Here is an 18,460-nt window from a genome sequence, read left to right on the forward strand (position 1 = left end):
CATCGTTATTCACCTTCGTAGCCGGGCGGCATCGGTGCCGCTTCAGGCAGCACGGTATTGTTGTCGCCCAGCATAATGTGGTCGAGAATCTGGCGCATCACGGTGCCGACCGCCGGGCCGGCACCGCCGTTTTCCAGAATCATGGTGACGGCGACGCGCGGCTTGTCGTACGGCGCGAAGGCGGTCATCAGCTTATGGTCACGCAGCCGTTCGGCAATTTTATGCGCGTTGTAAGTCTCATTCTCTTTCAGGCCAAACACCTGTGCGGTACCGGATTTCGCCGCAATCTTGTACGGGGCATCGGCAAAGCTCTTGTGCGCGGTACCGTTGGCGCGGTTGGCCACGCCATACATGCCATCTTTGGCCAGTTCCCAGTAGCCGGAGTGAATGTCACCAATTGGCGCATCCGGCGGCTGGCGATACGGCACCATGGTGTTGCCTTCACGGGTGGCACGCAGCAGGTGCGGCACCTTGATCACGCCGTCGTTAATCAGGATCATCAGCGCTTTGTTCATCTGCACCGGCGTTGCCGTCCAGTAGCCCTGACCGATACCGACCGGGATGGTGTCGCCCTGATACCACGGCTTTTTGAAGCGCTTCATCTTCCATTCGCGTGTCGGCATGTTGCCGGGACTCTCCTGCGGCAGATCGATACCGGTACGGTGGCCGTAGCCGAATTTGGTCATCCACTCCGACAGGCGATCGATGCCCATGTCATAGGCCACCTGATAGAAGAAGGTATCCGCCGACTCTTCCAGTGATTTAGTGACGTTAAGGCGGCCGTGGCCCCATTTTTTCCAGTCGCGGTAACGCTTCTCCGAACCGGGCAACTGCCACCAGCCCGGATCGAACAGGCTGGTATTGCGGTTAATCACGCCGGCACTCAGTGCCGAGACCGCCACATACGGTTTAACCGTGGACGCTGGCGGATACGATGCCTGCAGCGCGCGGTTGTACAGCGGGCGGTTTTCGTCACCGAGCAGCGCCTTATAATCTTTACTGGAAATGCCATCGACAAACAGATTCGGATCGTAACTGGGTGTTGAAACCAGCGCGAGAATTTCACCGGTGCGCGGATCGCTCACCACTACGGCGGCGCGGCTGCCGGTCAGCAGGGTTTCGATGTACTGCTGCAGCTTAAGATCGATAGTCAGCCAGATATCGCGCCCGGCCTGCGGTGACTGCTCGTGCAGCTGACGGATGACGCGGCCGCGGTTGTTGACTTCCACCTCTTCGTAGCCGGTTTTACCGTGCAGCACATCTTCGTAATAGTTCTCGATGCCGAGCTTACCGATGTCGTGGGTGGCGGCGTAGTTCGGCCATTTGCCCTCTTCATCAAGGCGCTTGACGTCACGATCGTTGATTTTTGACACGTAGCCCACCACGTGGGTCAGCGTCTGGCCGTAAGGATAGTAGCGGCGCTGGTAGCCTTTGACTTCGACGCCCGGGAAGCGGTACTGATTCACCGCGAAGCGCGCCACCTGTACTTCGTTCAGCCCGGTTTTCACCGGAATCGAGGTAAAGCGACGCGAGCGCTTACGCTCTTTTTCAAACGCATCGATATCGTCATCGGTCAAATCCAGCACCGGCCGCAGATCCTGCAGCGTCTGTTTCAGATCATCGACCTTTTCCGGTACCAGCTCGGCCTGATAAATGGTGCGGTTGAGCGCCAGCGGCACGCCGTTGCGGTCATAGATGATGCCGCGACTGGGCGCAACCGGCACCAGTTTGATGCGGTTTTCATTTGAACGGGTGCTATAGTCGTCGAAGCGCAGGATCTGCAGATGATACAGATTGACCACCAGCACGCTGGAGAGCAGAAGGATGCCGACAAACGCCACCAGGGCGCGGCGGACAAACAGTTTCTGTTCGGCAGTGTAATCGCGAAAAGCGTTGCTCTGTAATTTCATCCGCTGCGTTTATTGTCTGGGGGTTGTCAGGCGTTTATTCACGGTGATAAGGGTGATTGGTGGTGATGCTCCAGGCACGATACAGGCTTTCGGCTACCAGCACACGCACCAGCGGATGCGGCAGCGTTAACGCAGACAGTGACCAGCTTTGCTCGGCGGCCGCTTTACACGCCGGCGCCAGGCCTTCCGGCCCGCCAATCAGCAGGCTGACATCTCGCCCGTCCAGCTTCCAGCGCTCTAACTGCTGTGCCAGCTGCGGCGTTTCCCACGGCTGTCCGGGAATATCCAGCGTCACAATTCGATTGCCTTTGCCCACCGCCGCCAGCATCGCTTCGCCCTCTTTTTCCAGAATGCGTTTGATGTCGGCGTTTTTGCCGCGTTTACCGGCCGGCACTTCAGTCAGCTCAAACGGCATATCTTTGGGAAAGCGACGCAGGTACTCCATGAAACCGGTCTGAACCCAGTCGGGCATTTTAGTGCCGACGGCGACAAGCTGCAGTTTCAACGTTTAGCTCCAGAGCTTTTCCAGCTCGTACAGCTGGCGGCTCTCTTCCTGCATGACGTGTACGATCACTTCACCGAGGTCAACCACCACCCAGTCAGCGGCCGCTTTGCCGTCGACGCCGAGCGGTTTCAGGCCAGCCGCGCGCGATTCCTGCATCACATGGTCAGCGATGGAGGAGACGTGACGGTTGGAGGTCCCGGTACAGATAATCATGCAATCGGTGATACTGGATTTGCCCTGCACATCAATTGCAACGATGTCCTGGCCTTTGAGATCATCAATCTTATCAATAACGAACTCTTGGAGTGCTTTGCCTTGCAAAAGGTTCCCCTTAAAAACAGGTGATTATGGGCAGGCTGAATGCCCCGGAAAACGCAGCCAAAAATGAAGCGGCGCAGTATAGCATGCGGCGATCAATCGCGATATAAGCCCGCGCGATCGATGTAATCAATGACCGCCGCCGGCAGCAGATCGCCGCAGTCCAGGCCCTGATGGCGGCGCTGGCGAATCTCAGTGGCAGAAATGTCGAACAGCGGCGTATCGGCCAGCCAGATATGGCCTGCCGGTGTGCGATGCAGCTGCTGCACCTCATGCGCCTGATGCGCATCCAGCCACTGCTGCATCTCCGGCGTGGCCATCTGCGCAGCGTAGCCCGGCCGTTTGCAGACCAGCAGATGACATAGCGACAGCAAGTCCTGCCAGCGATGCCATTTTCCTAACGTTAGCAGAGAATCCTGACCGATGATAAACCCGAGGGGCTGTTGTGCGCCGCGCTCGGCGCGCAGGGTTTCCAGCGTGTCCACCGTCCATGACGGCGTGGTGCGCGCCAGCTCGCGCGTGTCGATGTCAAATAGCGGACGATCGGCAACCGCGCAGCGCAGCATCGCCACACGCTGCTGCGCGCTGGCTTCCGGCTGTGGCCGGTGCGGCGGCACGTTGTTCGGCAGCAGCGTCACTTTTTGCAGCCCGACCTGCTGCGCCAGCGCGGTGACCGGACGCAGATGGCCGTAGTGAATCGGATCGAAAGTGCCGCCAAACAGCGCGTAGAGATCAGACATCGGTTAAACCCAGCGGAAAATCACGGTGGCACAGCAGCAGCGATAGCGTTTCCAGCTGCGGCCACAGATTCTGACCATAATCCTGCTTCATGGTCAGTTCGAGTCGCGCCAGCAGATGCACCGCCTGCTGCAGCCGAGTTGCATCCAGCCGCTGCAGCGCTTCAGTGAAAAGCGTCCGGCGGTTCTGCCAGATACGCAGCTGATCCATCAGCGTGCGCAGCGGCTGCTTCGCCTGCTGGCGTTGCAGCTGCAGTAGCGTCAGCAGGTCTCGCTGCAGGGTGCGCAGCAGAATCACCACTTCGCTGTCCTCTTTTTGCAGCTGACGCAAAATGTGCAGCGCACGTTTGCTCTTGCCGGCCAGCAGCGCATCGACCCAGTGGAACGGCGTGAAATGCGCGGCATCGTTCACCGCGTCTTCTACGCGCGGCAGCGTCAGTTTGCCGTCCGGCCACAGCAGCGACAGCCGCTCCAGCGCCTGGGCCAGCGCCAGCAGATTGCCTTCATAGCAGTAGCAGAGCAGCTGTATAGCCGCGTCATCAATGCTCAGCTGCAGGGCTTTCGCGCGGGCAGCCACCCAGCGCGGCAGCTGCGCCTGTTCCGGCGTCTGGCACGGCACCAGCACCGCACTGGCGCTGAGCGCTTTGAACCACGCGCTGTTTTCCTGTGCTTTGGTCAGCTTCGCCATGCGCAGCACCAGCATAATGTCGCTGTGCAGCAGCGCCGCCAGTTTCACCAGCTGTTCGGCGATGGCGGCGTTGGGGCCGTTTTCCGGCAGCTGCAGCGTCAGCGTCTGGCGCTGGGTGAACAGGCTGAGTGACTGACAGCGGGCGAAAATCGCCTCCCAGTCAGTCTGCGCATCAACGCTGACAGAAAAGTGCTCGTCGAAGCCCTGCTGAGCGGCAGCGGCACGGATGGCATCCGCGCTCTCCTGAATCAGCAGGGGCTCATTACCGGTGAGAAAATAACAGGCGCGCAGCCCCTCGCGGAGCTGCGCGCGCAGTTGTTCAGGATAAATCCTGATCATTGCAGACTGGTGGCTGACGAGGAGGGCACTTCCGGTGAGTCCGCGCCAGGCGCAATCACTTCAGGTTGCGGCAGCGTCTCTTTGTTGCTCTCCTGCGCGGCGTGCACCGTCAGCAGTTTACGCACCAGCTGCTCGGCGGCACGCTGACGCATCTCCTGCACAATCATATCCTGCTCGGCATCCTTCGCCAGCGCGGCGTTCGGGTTGTCGAAGAACGAACGGTACACCGTGGTGCTGATCGGATAGATGCCTTTGCCCGGCAGCAACACCTGCGCACTGACGGTCATCACCAGCGAGTATTCCGCGGTGGTGCCGCTGATGAATACCGACGCGGTGTCGCGTCCCTGGCTCTCCGCGCCCAGACGCAGCGTCGGGTATTGCGCACTGGCCGCTTTGCTGTCTTCAACGATTTTGACATCGTTGATGCGCAGCTGCTGACGCACGGTGCGCGCCAGCGGGCCATACGGATCGCCACTCTGGACGATCAGCGTTTTCATTTCCGGTGGCACCTGTGTGGTGCCGCGCGGATGAAAACCACAGCCGGCAGTGACCAGCACTGCAAGCAGGACAAACAGCCTGATAACGAGTTGTCGCACAGTTCCTCCTGAACTTAACCTACGACCAGGTTAAGCAGTTTGCCAGGGACATAAATCACTTTACGAAGGGTGACGCCATCCAGATATTTCGCCACCAGATGCTCCTGCGCCGCACGCGCCTGCACCTGCTCCTGCGTCGCATCCGGCGCCACGGTAATTTTACCACGCACTTTACCGTTGACCTGCACCACCACCAGCAGCGAATCCTCTACCATTGCCGCTTCATCGGCAACCGGCCAGCTGGCGTCGTCAATGCTGCCTTCGCCACCCAGTGCCTGCCACAGCACATAGCTGGCGTGCGGGGTGAATGGATAGAGCAGGCGCGTTACGGCGACCAGCGCTTCCTGCATCAGGGCGCGATCCTGTTCGCTCTCCTGCGGCGCGCGCAGCAGTTTGTTCATCAGCTCCATGATCGCCGCAATCGCGGTGTTGAAGGTCTGACGACGGCCGATGTCATCCGCCACTTTGGCGATGGTTTTGTGCAGATCGCGACGCAGCGCTTTCTGCTCATCGTTGAGCGCGTTGACATCCAGCGCCACGGTTGCGCCTTTAGCTACGTGATCGTACGCCAGCTTCCACACGCGTTTCAGGAAGCGGTTGGCGCCTTCCACGCCTGACTCCTGCCACTCCAGCGTCATTTCCGCCGGGGAAGCAAACATCATGAACAGACGCACGGTATCTGCACCGTAGCGCTCAACCATCAGCTGCGGGTCAATGCCGTTGTTTTTGGACTTCGACATTTTGCTCATGCCCGCGTAGATCACTTCGCGGCCCTGATTGTCGATGGCTTTGGTGATGCGGCCTTTTTCGTCGCGCTCGACGTTAACGTCAACCGGTGAAACCCAGTTGCGCTCGCCGTTGGCGCCAACGTAGTAGAAGGCATCCGCCAGCACCATGCCCTGACACAGCAGGCGTTTGGCCGGCTCGTCAGAGTTCACCAGGCCGGCATCACGCAGCAGCTTGTGGTAGAAGCGGAAGTACATCAGGTGCATGATGGCGTGTTCGATACCGCCTACATACTGATCGACCGGCAGCCAGTAGTTCGCGGCCGCCGGATCCAGCATGCCTTCGTTATAGTTCGCACAGGTATAGCGCGCGTAGTACCACGACGATTCCATAAAGGTGTCGAAGGTGTCGGTTTCACGCAGCGCCGGCTGACCGTTCACCGTGGTTTTCGCCCACTCCGGATCGGCTTTGATTGGGCTGGTGATACCGTCCATGACCACGTCTTCCGGCAGAATCACCGGCAGCTGATCTTCTGGCGTTGGCATCACGGTGCCATCTTCCAGCGTTACCATTGGAATTGGCGCGCCCCAGTAACGCTGGCGTGATACACCCCAGTCGCGCAGGCGATAGTTTACTTTACGCACGCCAACGCCTTTGGCGGCCAGCGCATCGGCGATGGCGTTGAAGCCAGCGTCGTGGTCCAGACCGTCAAACTCGCCGGAGTTGAACAGCGTACCTTTTTCGGTCATCGCTGCGGCGCTGATATCCGGCGCGGAACCGTCGAGGTTGAGCACCACCGGTTTGATGTTGAGATCGTATTTGGTGGCGAACTCCCAGTCGCGCTGGTCATGACCCGGTACGGCCATCACGGCACCGGTGCCGTACTCCATCAGCACGAAGTTGGCGACCCAGACCGGAATCTCTTCGCCCGTCAGCGGATGGATAGCGTGCAGGCCGGTGGCCATGCCTTTCTTCTCCATCGTGGCCATGTCCGCTTCAGCGACTTTGGTGTTGCTGCATTCAGCAATGAAGTCAGCCAGCGCCGGGTTGTTGACGGCGGCCTGACGCGCCAGTGGATGACCGGCGGCCACGGCGACATAGGTTGCGCCCATGAAGGTGTCCGGACGGGTGGTGTAAACCGTGACTTTTTCCGCGCTGTTAGCCACATCAAAGGTGATCTCGACACCTTCAGAACGGCCAATCCAGTTGCGCTGCATGGTCTTGACCTGCTCCGGCCAGTCTTCCAGCTTGTCGAGGTCGTTGAGCAGCTCTTCGGCGTAATCGGTGATTTTCACGAACCACTGCGGGATCTCTTTGCGTTCGACTTTAGTGTCACAGCGCCAGCAGCAGCCATCGATCACCTGTTCGTTCGCCAGCACGGTCTGGTCGTTCGGGCACCAGTTGACCGCGGAGGTTTTTTTGTAGACCAGACCTTTTTCGTACAGTTTGGTGAAGAACCACTGCTCCCAGCGATAATACTCTGGCTGACAGGTCGCCAGTTCGCGACTCCAGTCATAGCCGAAGCCCAGCAGTTTCAGCTGGTTTTTCATGTATTCGATGTTGTCGTAGGTCCACGGCGCCGGCGCGGTATTGTTTTTCACCGCTGCGCCTTCAGCGGGCAGGCCGAACGCATCCCAGCCAATCGGCTGCAGGACGTTTTTGCCCAGCATGCGCTGGTAGCGCGCAATCACATCGCCAATGGTGTAGTTACGCACGTGGCCCATGTGCAGGCGGCCAGAAGGATAGGGCAGCATTGACAGGCAGTAGTATTTCTCTTTGCCTTCCTGCTCGGTCACTTTGAAGGTTTCGTTTTCGTCCCAGTGCTGCTGGACGCGGGATTCTATCTCTTCCGGGCGGTATTGCTCTTGCATGGCTGCCTGTGGTCCTTGTGAAATCGTTTTTTAAACACTTTTGATCCGCATAGCATACCCATAAGGCCGCCCCTCAACAACAATTGACGCCCTTCGGCGGCGTGATTTGTGCGGAATGCGCCAGCGCTTTCACCCTTTTACGATTTCCTCTGCGCCAGGCGCAGCAAATATGCCAAAGCGGCTAAACTTAACTCAGCATCCGCAGCGGAAAGGAGAATAAAATGAATAATGTGGCGCAGGAATATCGTGCAACGGTAGCAGCATTAACCCAGCGGCTGGAGCGAGGCGAGCGTGATGTCGATGCGCTGGTCGCCGAGGCCCGCAGCCAGCTGCTGCAAAAACAGACGCTGACCACCGCCGAAGTCGACGAGGTTATGCGCGCGGTGCGGCGCGATCTGCATGAGTTCGCGCTCAGCTATCAGGAGTCCAGCGCAGCGCTCGGCGATTCGGTGTTTTTGCGCGTGATCCGGGAAAGCCTGTGGAAGGAGCTGGCCGATATCACCGACAAGAGCCAGCTGGAGTGGCGCGAAGTGTTTCAGGATCTGCGGCATCACGGTGTGTATCAGAGCGGCGAAGTGGTAGGGCTGGGCAATCTGGTGTGTGAGAAGTGCGGCTTTACCCGGGCGATTTATACCCCGGAGAGCCTGACGCGCTGCCCGGAATGCGGCCACGATCAGTTCCAGCGTCAGCCGTTTGAGCCCTGAATTATCACCGTGCTCTGAAGCAAAAAAAGTATTGTTGCTGAAAGCGTGCGGACTGTCAGAAGAGAACCTGAACACGCCCGGATCGGCAAAACCCGCATCCCTGCGTGCCTCGACACGCGGCATCCCTGCCGCGTGACGTCCGGCTTAGTTCAGGATCCCTTCTGCCGTAAAAAAAGCAGGTGCGGCAAGACGCTATGCCTTGCGCAGTCGGGTACTACATCACAGCAGCATTATATCGATTTTGGCGAAGGGCAGCAGGGGGCATGATAAGCCCTGACGCTGGCGGTCCGTGGACCGCCAGAATGGTGAGTATCAGTGCAGGATCTTCGCGAGGAAGTCTTTGGCGCGGTCGGACTGCGGATTACTGAAGAAGTCATCCTTATTGGTGTCTTCAACGATCTTCCCTTCATCCATGAAAATGACGCGATTAGCCACTTTGCGCGCAAAGCCCATCTCGTGCGTCACCACCATCATGGTCATGCCTTCGTTGGCTAACTCCACCATGACATCCAGCACTTCGTTGATCATCTCCGGATCCAGTGCGGAAGTCGGTTCATCGAACAGCATGGCGATAGGATCCATACACAGCGCACGGGCGATGGCCACGCGCTGCTGCTGACCGCCAGACAGCTGACCAGGGAATTTCTCCGCATGCGCCGTCAGGCCAACGCGCTTCAGCAGCGCAAGGCCTTTCTCGCGCGCTGCAGTTTTGTCACGCTTCAGCACTTTCACCTGCGCCAGCACCAGGTTATCAATGATGCTGAGGTGTGGGAACAGTTCGAAGTGCTGGAACACCATGCCCACTTTGCTGCGCAACTGGGCAAGATTGGTTTTCTTGTTGTTCACTTCGGTGCCGTTCACCTGAATGCTACCCTGCTGCACGGGCTCCAGTCCGTTCACCGTTTTAATCAGCGTCGATTTGCCGGAACCGGACGGCCCGCAGACCACCACCACTTCACCTTTCTTCACCTCGGTGGAGCAGTCGGTCAGCACCTGAAAGTGCCCATACCACTTAGAAACATTTTTCAGGCTAATCATTTAAACCGTCCTTTTTCTTTTCAGATAGCTAACCAACAGCGAAGCGCTCAGGCTGATCACGAAATAGACCAGACCGGCAAACAGAACCATTTCAACCTGGGTACCGTCACGTTCACCAATGGTGGACGCGGTACGGAAGAAGTCCGCCAGGCTTAACACATACACCAGCGAGGTATCCTGGAACAGCACGATGCCCTGCGTCAGCAGCAGCGGTACCATGGCGCGGAACGCCTGCGGCAGGATGATCAGCTTCATCGACTGCCACTGCGTCATGCCCAGCGCCAGCGCGGCGTTGGACTGGCCGCGCGAGATGCTCTGGATGCCGGCGCGGATAATCTCCGAATAGTAGGCGGCTTCAAACAGCGCGAACGCCACCATGGCGGAGATCAGGCGGATATCGGTTTTCGGCGACAGCCCAAGCACCTGTTGCAGGAAGCTGGGGACCACCAGATAGAACCACAGCAGCACCATCACCAGCGGCACCGAGCGGAACAGGTTTACATACAGTTTGGCGAACCAGCGGATCGGGGCGAACGATGACAAACGCATCACCGCCAGAATGGTGCCCCAGATAATGCCGAACACCACGGCGACCGCCGTGATTTTCAGCGTAATCACCATACCGTTCAGCAGATAGGGCAGGCTGGGCGGAATCGAACTCCAGTCAAAATCGTACATTATTTGCCTCCCAGGTTGCCGGGCAGGCGAATTTTGCGTTCTACCAGACTCATAATCAGCATGATCACCAGGTTAATACCGACGTAGGCCAGGGTGATAGCGGTGAAAGATTCATAGGCGTGTGCCGAGTAATCCAGCAGCTTGCCCGCCTGCGCGGCCAGATCCACCAGACCGATAGTGGAGGCGATGGCGGAGTTCTTCACCAGGTTAAGCATTTCCGAGGTCATCGGCGGCACAATCACGCGGTAGGCGTTTGGCAACAGTACGTAGCGATAGGTTTGCGGCAGCGTCAGGCCCATCGCCAGACCGGCGTTTTTCTGGCCGCGCGGCAGCGACTGAATCGCGGCGCGCACCTGCTCACACACGCGTGCGGCAGTGAACAGACCGAGACAAATGGTCGAAGAGAGGAAAAACTGGATGTTCGGGTCCAGTTCAGCCTTAAACCACATGCCGAGCTTCTCCCCGACCAGTTCTGGCGCCACCAGATACCAGAAGAAGAACTGCACGATCAGCGGAATATTACGAAACAGTTCCACGTAGCAGGTGCCAATGGTGGACAACCAGCGATTAGGCACGGTACGCAGAATGCCAAAGAAGGAACCTACCAGGAAGGCGATAATCCAGGCGCAGCAGGAGACCGCGACGGTCACCTGAAATCCGGACCACAGCCAGCCGAGGTAAGTCGTATTGCCGAACGGAGCCTGCTGTAAAAAAATGCCCCAGTTCCAATCGATACCCATAACGAGCTCCGGTAAAAAAAGGGTAGCGAGGCTACCCATAAGATTGTTGAGCGGTGTCTTGTGTCCTGCTTCAGGGGAACGGCCTGTTACAGTCTGTCTGTCCGCACCGCGTGTTCAGCAATCGAGAGGGCAGCAGTGCCGCCCTTGTTTTCATTGTTAATTCAGAGTGCTTTATCGTTCGGTGCTTTAAACAGCGCCTGCATGTCCGATGACAGCTCGAAGTTCAGGTTCAGGTTCTTCGGTGGAATCGGCTGTTTAAACCAGGTGTCGAACCATTTGGTGGCTTCACCTGAGGTCTGCGCTTTAGCGATGGTGTCATCCATCAGCTGTTTAAACGGCGCATCGTCTTTACGCAGCATGCAGCCGTAGGCTTCTTTGGACTGCGGCGTACCAACGATTTCCCAGTTATCCGGTTTCTTCGCTTTGGCGCGTTCACCGGCCAGCAGCGCGTCATCCATCATGAAGGCCACCGCGCGACCGGTTTCCAGCGTGCGGAACGAGTCACCGTGATCTTTCGCGCTGATGATGCGCATATCCATTTTCTTCTCGTCATTCAGCTTGCGCAGCAGAATCTCAGAGGTGGTGCCCGATGTAACGACCACGGTTTTGCCTTTCAGATCGGCGAAGTCTTTAATGTCGCCGCCTTTCTTCACCAGCAGACGGGTGCCGATGATGAAGATGGTGTCAGAGAACGCCGCCTGCTGCTGACGCTCGACGTTGTTGGTGGTCGAGCCACACTCGAAATCGTAGGTGCCGTTCTGCAGCAGCGGGATACGGTTTTGCGAGGTGATCGGCAGCATTTTGACCTGCAGATCCGGCTTATTCAGCTTCGCTTTGATGGCGGCAACGATGGCGTTGGAGTAGTCCTGAGAGTAACCCACCACTTTCTGCTGGTTGTCGTAGTAAGAAAACGGAACGGATGACTCGCGATGCCCAACGACAATCACGCCGCTATCGTTAATCTTTTTCAGGGTACCGGTGAGATCTTCCGCCTGGGCCGCGCCCGCTGCTGCGCCCAACAGCAGAAGCGATAATGCCACTTTGCGAATCTGCATGTTCCTACTCCTTCGTGTGAATGTTGCGCAGAACATAAACTGCGCAGATTGTGATGTTGTGTGTATTTCCTGCTGCTTTTTTAATTATCCCTTAGCGCAACTGCGCGCAGGATAGTGATTAACATAGCGAATTGTTAACGTAATGAAACAAAAAAGTTCATTTTTTGCGAGCCGCTCCGCACCAATAAGAGGCAAAAAACAGCCGCTGCGCCAAATAAGTGCGCTTCGGTGCCAGATAATAGTGCGCAAACATGGCATTACGCTGACAAATCACCGATGTTGCAAAAATCACTGAAATAATTAGCAATGATCGTGCCAGTACGCGGAAAGCGGGCAAAAAGGCAGCAGAACGTGGAGGTGACTAAGGAGAAAGGGAGCGGAAAACTGCGTAAAAAAAGGCGAAGCCAGCGCTTCGCCTGGTGAGAGAGGGCGGGATATCAGGCGCGGCGGCGTAAAATCGCCAGCACGATGCCCGCCAGCGTCAGCAGCCACACCGGCCAGATACCGACGCGCGCATACGGCGTTTCACCGCTGGCAGGCGTGACTGTTGCGCTCAGCACTTCGCGGGTGAACTGCGGGATGACTTTCTCCACGTCTCCCTGTGCATTCACCACCGCGGTGACACCGTTGTTGGTTGAGCGCAGCAGCGGACGACCCAGCTCCAGCGCGCGCATGCGCGCCATCTGGAAATGCTGCCACGGACCAATCGAATGACCGAACCAGGCATCGTTCGACACCGTCAGCAGGAAGTTGGTGTCCGGATGGAAGTTAGCGCGCACCTGCTCGCCCAGCACGATCTCATAACAAATGGCGCTGGTCAGGTTGTAGCCCGCCACTTTGAGCTGCGGCTGCAGGTAGGCGCCGCGGCTGAACGAGGACATCGGCAGGTCGAAGAACGGAGCCAGCGGACGCAGCAGGCCTTCCAGCGGCACGAACTCGCCAAACGGCACCAGATGGTTCTTCTGGTAGCGGTTGCGGCTCTGGTAGCTGTAAGGCTGCGTGCCGCCCAGCACAATCACCGAGTTGTAATCGTGATAGCGGTTGTCACTCTCCACGCGCGAATCAACAATGCCGGTGATCAACGTACTGCCGCGCGCGCGCAGTTCATCATCCAGCGCATGCAGAAACGGCTGCTGATTACTCTCCAGATCGGTAATCGCCGATTCCGGCCAGATGATGATCGGTGCTTTGCCGATAAACGGCTGGCTGTAGGAGGTATAAACGCGCAGCGTGGTCAGCAGCTGCTGCGGATCCCACTTCATCGACTGCGGAATATTGCCCTGTACCATGGCGACATCGACGCTGCGCTGCGGCAGCGGCTGATACCACTGCAGCATCCGCAGCGGCCACGGCAGTAGCAGCAGCGCGACCGCCAGCACCAGGTTTTTCACGCTGCGGTGATAGCAGGCCGACGCCAGCAGACCGGCAATCACCATCAGCAGGAAAGTGATGGTTTCCACACCGGCCAGCGGCGCCAGGCCTTTCAGCGGCCCATCAATCTGGCTGTAACCAAACTGCAGCCAGGGAAAACCGGTTAGCACCCAGCCGCGCAGAAATTCGGTAATTTGCCACAGCGCCGGGGCCGCCAGCGCCATGCGCCACAGCGTGGCGCGCGGCCAGAAGCGGTTCAGCAGCAGGGCAAACAGCAGCGGGTAAAGCGCCAGATAGGCGGCGAGTAGCACCACGAGGAACACATTGACCGGACCGGGCATGCCGCCAAAGGTGGCAATGCTGACGTACACCCAGTTGATGCCGCTGCCGAACAGGCCAAAGCCCCAGGCAAAACCGATGCCTGCCGCCTGTGCGCTGCGGCGATCCAGCAACAGCAGCTGCAAACCGGCCAGTGAGAGCAGGGCGGCGGGCCAGAAATCATAGGGAGAAAAGGAAAGGGTGCCCGCGGCACCCAGAACTAACGCCAGCAGCAGGCGAACCCGCTGCTGCGAGTAGAGAGAGGCTAATGCCATAAAATTATTCGTCTTCCAGTTGCGGTTGCGGAGAGTCTTCCGGAATTTTCACGTGCACCTGGATGATACGGCGGCTGTCAGCCATCGCAACTTTGAAATGGTAACCCTCAATGTCGATGCTTTCACCGCGTGCCGGCAGATGGCCGAATCCCTGCATCACCAGACCGCCAATGGTATCGACTTCGTCATCGCTGAAATCGCTGCCAAAGACGTCATTAAAGTCCTCAATCGGCGTCAGCGCGCGTACCGTATAGGTGTGGCGATTGAGCTGACGGATATCGCGATCTTCTTCGTCGTCGTATTCGTCTTCGATTTCGCCAACGATCAGCTCAAGAATATCTTCGATGGTTACCAGCCCGGAGACACCACCGAACTCATCAATGACAATCGCCATGTGGTAGCGCTGCGAGCGGAACTCTTTGAGCATGCGATCGACGCGCTTGCTCTCAGGCACCACCACGACCGGGCGCAGCACTTTTTCCATGCTGAAAGGCTCGGCGCTGCTGCTCATAAACGGCAGCAGATCTTTCGCCATCAGAATGCCTTCAACATGGTCTTTATCTTCGCTGATCACCGGGAAGCGCGAGTGGGCAGATTCAATAATCACTGCCAGGCACTCTTCAAGGCTCTGGTTACGCTTCAGGGTAATCATCTGCGAGCGCGGAATCATAATGTCGCGCACGCGCTGTTCGGCGATATCCAGCACACCTTCCAGCATGTCGCGGGTGTCCTGGTCGATCAGCTCTTTTTGCTCAGAATCGCGGATTAGCCCCAGCAGTTCGTCACGGTTTTTGGGCTCGCCGTGGAAAAGCTGATTGATTAACAGGGAGAAAAAACCCTTTTTACTACTGGGTGCGTCGTTGTTTTGAGAATGGTCGTCGCTCATGGCGTTTTTATTTAGTTCTCTCGAATGAGGGAAAGGAACTGCCGGCATCCTCGCCAGCAGCGCAATGTCCTGAACCGCAAGTTCAGGCGTCTTCTTTTTCCGAAATGTACGGATCGGGATAGCCAAGAGCAAGCATTATCTCGGTCTCGAGCGCTTCCATCTCTTCGGCTTCCTCGTCTTCAATGTGGTCATAACCCAGCAGATGCAGCGTGCCGTGGACCACCATGTGGGCCCAGTGTGCCTCAGGGCTTTTACCCTGTTCGGCCGCTTCCTGCTCGACAACCTGACGACAAATGATCAGATCGCCCAGTAGCGGCAGCTCAATGCCCGGCGGCGCTTCAAACGGAAACGACAGCACGTTAGTCGGCTTATCTTTGCCGCGATAAGTCAGATTAAGCTCATGACTCTCCGCTTCATCGACCAGCCGTATCGTGACTTCGCTCTCTGGCTGAAACGGCGTGACCGCCGCTTCCAGCCAGCGCTGAAACGCCGCTTCTGCCGGCAGGCCGTGTTCATCGGCACAGGCCAGCTGTAAATCTAAAATCACCGTGCTCATGAAGGCTCCTGCGGCGTTGGCTGGCTGGCGAGCTGGGCTGCCTGCGCTTCACGCTTACGCTCTTCCGCCAGTTTATCACGGCGTTTCTGGTCTGCTTCTTCCCAGGCTTCATAAGCATTAACAATGCGTGCGACCACCGGATGACGCACCACGTCTTCGCTGTGGAAAAAGTTAAAGCTGATCTCTTCAACGTTGGCCAGCACTTCGATGGCGTGGCGCAGGCCGGACTTGGTGCTGCGCGGCAGGTCAATCTGCGTCACGTCACCGGTAATCACCGCTTTGGAGTTGAAGCCGATGCGCGTCAGGAACATCTTCATCTGCTCGATGGTAGTGTTCTGGCTCTCATCAAGAATCACGAACGCATCATTCAGCGTACGGCCGCGCATGTAAGCCAGCGGCGCAACTTCAATCACGTTGCGCTCCATCAGCTTCTCGACGCGCTCGAAGCCGAGCATTTCAAACAGGGCGTCATACAGCGGGCGCAGGTAAGGATCGACTTTCTGACTCAGATCGCCCGGCAGGAAGCCGAGTTTTTCGCCGGCTTCGACCGCCGGACGTGTCAGCAGGATACGGCGAATCTCCTGCCGCTCCAGTGCATCCACCGCGGCGGCGACCGCCAGATAGGTTTTCCCGGTACCGGCCGGGCCAATGCCGAAGGTGATGTCGTGATCGAGAATATTGGCGATGTACTGCGCCTGGTTTGGCGTACGCGGTTTAATCACGCCGCGCTTGGTCTTGATGTTCACCGCTTTGCCGTACTCCGGCACACTGTCGGCCGTCTGCTCCAGCACACGGCTCTCTTTGATCGCCAGATGGATCTGATCCGGTTCAATGTCCGGGATCTGGCCGCGCACCGGCGCGGTATCCACGTACAGCGAACGCAGAATATTGGCGGCGGCTTCTACGCTCAGCGCGCGGCCGACCAGCTTAAACAGGTTGTCGCGGCGATTGATCTCAATGCCCAGACGGCGCTCCAGCTGTTTTACGTTGTCATCAAACGGACCGCACAGGCTCATCAGTCGACGATTGTCTGCCGGTTCAAGGGCGATTTCACGGGTTTCGATATTCAAATGAATCCTTTGGGTCACTCAGGGCCAGTTGAAAGAAATAGCAGATACCGCACGCCAGGCGTCAGCATCTTTACGGAATTATTTATGGGGTCGCGCCCGGGCGCAAGCTTCAGGGGAGATATTTGGGCGGCCGCTGCGGAAAGCAAGGGCTGCGGGATGAAACAGGCGACAGCGCGTTGTGCGCTGTCGCTCAGTAATCGCGGTCTCAAGGCTGATAGAGGCCCACGCCAATTTCATCCTCTTTACGTGTACGCGCAATCACCGATGCCGGACTCTCCGCCACGCGCAGGCCCATCTCCTCTTCGGTGCGCACCACGACGCCGCGCAGCGAATTGGTATAAACATCGACGATTTCCACATCCACGAATTTACCGATCATGCGCACGTCGCCTTCGAAGTTGACCACGCGGTTGTTTTCGGTACGGCCGGTCAGCTCCATCACGTTTTTACGTGAGGTACCTTCCACCAGAATGCGCTGTACGGTGCCGAGCATGCGGCGGCTCCACGCCATCGCCTGCTGATTGATGCGGTCCTGCAGAATGTACAGGCGCTGCTTCTTCTCCTCTTCCGGCACATCGTCCGGCAGATCGGCCGCCGGCGTACCGGGACGCGCCGAGTAGATAAAGCTGAAGCTGGTGTCGAAGTTGACTTCGCCGATCAGCTTCATGGTCTGCTCGAAATCCTGCTGGGTTTCGCCCGGGAAGCCAATGATGAAATCTGAGCTGATCTGGATGTCCGGCCGCGCCGCCACCAGCTTGCGGATAATCGCTTTGTACTCCAGCGCGGTGTGCGCCCGCTTCATCAGCGTCAGAATACGGTCGGCACCGCTCTGCACCGGCAGGTGCAGGAAACTCACCAGCTCCGGCGTATCGCGATAAACGTCGATGATGTCGTCGGTGAACTCAATCGGATGGCTGGTGGTGAAGCGAATCCGGTCAATCCCGTCAATCGCGGCCACCAGACGCAACAGCTCGGCAAAAGTACAAATCTGGTCGTCAAAGGTTGCGCCGCGATAGGCGTTGACGTTCTGACCCAGCAGATTGACTTCACGCACGCCCTGCGCCGCCAGCTGGGCAACTTCCAGCAGGATGTCATCGCACGGACGGCTCACTTCCTCGCCGCGCGTATAAGGCACCACGCAGAAAGTACAATATTTATTGCAGCCTTCCATGATCGAAACAAAAGCCGTCGGCCCTTCAGCGCGCGGCTCGGGCAGACGATCAAACTTTTCAATTTCCGGGAACGAGACGTCAACAATCGGGCTTTTGCTGCCGCGCACCTGGTTAATCATCTCCGGCAGACGATGCAGCGTCTGCGGGCCAAAAACGATGTCCACGCACTGCGCGCGCTGGCGAATTTTATCGCCTTCCTGCGAAGCCACACAGCCGCCCACGCCGATAATCAGCTCAGGATTTTTCGCCTTCAGCTTCTTCCAGCGTCCCAGCAAATGAAACACTTTTTCCTGCGCCTTCTCACGGATGGAGCAGGTATTCAGCAGCAGAACGTCTGCGTCTTCGGCTTCCTCCGTCAGGGTATAGCCGTGCGTGCTGTTCAGTAGGTCAGCCATCTTCGATGAATCATATTCATTCATCTGACAGCCCCAGGTTTTAATATGCAGTTTTTTGGTCATTGAACTAGCCATTGATTCTGAGCAGAGAAGTGCAGGGCGCGTATTGTAATGCTTTGACGCGGGTGTGACCAGCATGCCCGTCATACTTCGCACGCCAGGTGCGTTGGCTGCGCGCGGCTCCCCCGGTCACTTACTGATGTAAGCTCCCGGGATGATCCTTGCTGGCCGCCTTCCTGGCGCACGAATTATTTAGGGCATGATGCCAGTCATACTTTGCACGCCAGGTGCGTTGGCTGCGCGCGGCTCCCCCGGTCACTTACTGGTGTAAGCTCCCGGGATGACCCTTGCTGGCCGCCTTCCTGGCGCACGAATTATTTAGGGCATGATGCCCGGTCAGACTTCGCATGCCAGATGCGTTGGCTGCGCGCGGCTCCCCCGGTCACTTACTGGTGTAAGCTCCCGGGATGATCCTTGCTTGCCGCCTTCCTGGCGCACGAATTATTTAGGGC

The 18,460-nt window shown here is 57.9% G+C and carries 17 protein-coding genes; 1 reads left to right on the forward strand and 16 read right to left on the reverse strand.

Annotated features, from left to right (window positions below):
• Positions 1-5: 5 nt before the first annotated feature.
• From mrdA to leuS, 7 genes are all read right to left on the reverse strand, one after another.
• Positions 6-1,910, reverse strand: a complete 1,905-nt coding sequence (gene mrdA, locus MXF20_RS00300; protein ID WP_325966994.1) for a peptidoglycan DD-transpeptidase MrdA — start codon at positions 1,908-1,910, stop codon at positions 6-8.
• Between the two features lie 34 nt (positions 1,911-1,944).
• Entirely contained in the window at positions 1,945-2,415 is a 471-nt protein-coding gene (rlmH, locus tag MXF20_RS00305; protein ID WP_058757899.1) for a 23S rRNA (pseudouridine(1915)-N(3))-methyltransferase RlmH, read from the reverse strand.
• A gap of 3 nt (positions 2,416-2,418) precedes the next feature.
• A complete protein-coding gene (gene rsfS / locus MXF20_RS00310) occupies positions 2,419-2,736 on the reverse strand; it encodes a ribosome silencing factor (RefSeq protein ID WP_021508582.1) in 318 nt (105 codons plus the stop codon).
• Positions 2,737-2,828: 92 nt separating this feature from the next.
• Positions 2,829-3,473: a nicotinate-nucleotide adenylyltransferase gene (nadD, locus tag MXF20_RS00315; protein ID WP_325966996.1), complete on the reverse strand. Its 645-nt coding sequence runs from the start codon at positions 3,471-3,473 to the stop codon at positions 2,829-2,831.
• A complete protein-coding gene (gene holA, locus MXF20_RS00320; protein ID WP_325966998.1) occupies positions 3,466-4,497 on the reverse strand; it encodes a DNA polymerase III subunit delta in 1,032 nt (343 codons plus the stop codon). Before holA ends, nadD begins: the two co-directional genes overlap by 8 nt.
• Positions 4,494-5,093 carry an LPS assembly lipoprotein LptE gene (gene lptE, locus MXF20_RS00325; RefSeq protein ID WP_021508579.1) on the reverse strand — a complete coding sequence of 200 codons (600 nt, stop codon included), beginning with the start codon at positions 5,091-5,093 and terminating at the stop codon, positions 4,494-4,496. The genes holA and lptE overlap by 4 nt, the downstream gene beginning before the upstream one ends.
• Positions 5,094-5,107: 14 nt before the next feature.
• Positions 5,108-7,690, reverse strand: a complete 2,583-nt coding sequence (gene leuS / locus MXF20_RS00330; protein ID WP_325966999.1) for a leucine--tRNA ligase — start codon at positions 7,688-7,690, stop codon at positions 5,108-5,110.
• A 221-nt stretch (positions 7,691-7,911) separates the two neighbouring features.
• Between leuS and MXF20_RS00335 the strand changes: the two genes are divergently transcribed.
• Complete coding sequence (locus MXF20_RS00335; RefSeq protein WP_325967002.1) at positions 7,912-8,394, forward strand: zinc ribbon-containing protein; 483 nt, start codon at positions 7,912-7,914, stop codon at positions 8,392-8,394.
• 312 nt (positions 8,395-8,706) lie between these two features.
• On the opposite strand, the gene MXF20_RS00340 is transcribed toward MXF20_RS00335, so the two are convergent.
• The 9 genes from MXF20_RS00340 to miaB form a co-directional block, all read right to left on the reverse strand.
• On the reverse strand, positions 8,707-9,432 hold the full coding sequence (locus MXF20_RS00340) for an amino acid ABC transporter ATP-binding protein (RefSeq protein WP_325967003.1): 726 nt from the start codon (positions 9,430-9,432) through the stop codon (positions 8,707-8,709).
• The gene (gene gltK / locus MXF20_RS00345) at positions 9,433-10,110 is read right to left on the reverse strand and encodes a glutamate/aspartate ABC transporter permease GltK (protein ID WP_325967004.1); all 678 of its coding nucleotides are present in this window, start codon (positions 10,108-10,110) and stop codon (positions 9,433-9,435) included. It abuts the gene before it with no gap.
• A complete protein-coding gene (locus MXF20_RS00350; RefSeq protein WP_021508574.1) occupies positions 10,110-10,850 on the reverse strand; it encodes an amino acid ABC transporter permease in 741 nt (246 codons plus the stop codon). Before MXF20_RS00350 ends, gltK begins: the two co-directional genes overlap by 1 nt.
• A 161-nt stretch (positions 10,851-11,011) precedes the next feature.
• Positions 11,012-11,905: a glutamate/aspartate ABC transporter substrate-binding protein gene (locus MXF20_RS00355; RefSeq protein ID WP_058781256.1), complete on the reverse strand. Its 894-nt coding sequence runs from the start codon at positions 11,903-11,905 to the stop codon at positions 11,012-11,014.
• Positions 11,906-12,342: 437 nt separating this feature from the next.
• A complete protein-coding gene (lnt, locus tag MXF20_RS00360; protein WP_325967006.1) occupies positions 12,343-13,869 on the reverse strand; it encodes an apolipoprotein N-acyltransferase in 1,527 nt (508 codons plus the stop codon).
• 4 nt (positions 13,870-13,873) lie between these two features.
• The gene (gene corC, locus MXF20_RS00365; protein ID WP_325967007.1) at positions 13,874-14,755 is read right to left on the reverse strand and encodes a CNNM family magnesium/cobalt transport protein CorC; all 882 of its coding nucleotides are present in this window, start codon (positions 14,753-14,755) and stop codon (positions 13,874-13,876) included.
• Between the two features lie 82 nt (positions 14,756-14,837).
• Positions 14,838-15,311, reverse strand: a complete 474-nt coding sequence (ybeY, locus tag MXF20_RS00370; RefSeq protein ID WP_325967009.1) for an rRNA maturation RNase YbeY — start codon at positions 15,309-15,311, stop codon at positions 14,838-14,840.
• Positions 15,308-16,381, reverse strand: coding sequence for a PhoH family protein (locus tag MXF20_RS00375; RefSeq protein ID WP_325967010.1), 1,074 nt, complete (start codon positions 16,379-16,381; stop codon positions 15,308-15,310). The genes ybeY and MXF20_RS00375 overlap by 4 nt, the downstream gene beginning before the upstream one ends.
• Positions 16,382-16,586: 205 nt before the next feature.
• Positions 16,587-18,011: a tRNA (N6-isopentenyl adenosine(37)-C2)-methylthiotransferase MiaB gene (gene miaB, locus MXF20_RS00380; protein ID WP_021508568.1), complete on the reverse strand. Its 1,425-nt coding sequence runs from the start codon at positions 18,009-18,011 to the stop codon at positions 16,587-16,589.
• Positions 18,012-18,460: the final 449 nt, after the last annotated feature.

Source organism: Pantoea dispersa (assembly GCF_035783935.1).
GTDB lineage: Bacteria > Pseudomonadota > Gammaproteobacteria > Enterobacterales > Enterobacteriaceae > Pantoea > Pantoea dispersa_C.

Excerpts from the sequence above, each read along its gene's own strand:
- mrdA (WP_325966994.1), bottom strand. The coding sequence starts at position 1,910 with ATGAAATTACAGAGCAACGCTTTTCGCGATTACACTGCCGAACAGAAA.
- nadD (WP_325966996.1), bottom strand. The coding sequence starts at position 3,473 with ATGTCTGATCTCTACGCGCTGTTTGGCGGCACTTTCGATCCGATTCAC.
- holA (WP_325966998.1), bottom strand. The coding sequence starts at position 4,497 with ATGATCAGGATTTATCCTGAACAACTGCGCGCGCAGCTCCGCGAGGGG.
- leuS (WP_325966999.1), bottom strand. The coding sequence starts at position 7,690 with ATGCAAGAGCAATACCGCCCGGAAGAGATAGAATCCCGCGTCCAGCAG.
- MXF20_RS00335 (WP_325967002.1), top strand. The coding sequence starts at position 7,912 with ATGAATAATGTGGCGCAGGAATATCGTGCAACGGTAGCAGCATTAACC.
- MXF20_RS00340 (WP_325967003.1), bottom strand. The coding sequence starts at position 9,432 with ATGATTAGCCTGAAAAATGTTTCTAAGTGGTATGGGCACTTTCAGGTG.
- gltK (WP_325967004.1), bottom strand. The coding sequence starts at position 10,110 with ATGTACGATTTTGACTGGAGTTCGATTCCGCCCAGCCTGCCCTATCTG.
- MXF20_RS00350 (WP_021508574.1), bottom strand. The coding sequence starts at position 10,850 with ATGGGTATCGATTGGAACTGGGGCATTTTTTTACAGCAGGCTCCGTTC.
- MXF20_RS00355 (WP_058781256.1), bottom strand. The coding sequence starts at position 11,905 with ATGCAGATTCGCAAAGTGGCATTATCGCTTCTGCTGTTGGGCGCAGCA.
- lnt (WP_325967006.1), bottom strand. The coding sequence starts at position 13,869 with ATGGCATTAGCCTCTCTCTACTCGCAGCAGCGGGTTCGCCTGCTGCTG.
- corC (WP_325967007.1), bottom strand. The coding sequence starts at position 14,755 with ATGAGCGACGACCATTCTCAAAACAACGACGCACCCAGTAGTAAAAAG.
- ybeY (WP_325967009.1), bottom strand. The coding sequence starts at position 15,311 with ATGAGCACGGTGATTTTAGATTTACAGCTGGCCTGTGCCGATGAACAC.
- miaB (WP_021508568.1), bottom strand. The coding sequence starts at position 18,011 with ATGACCAAAAAACTGCATATTAAAACCTGGGGCTGTCAGATGAATGAA.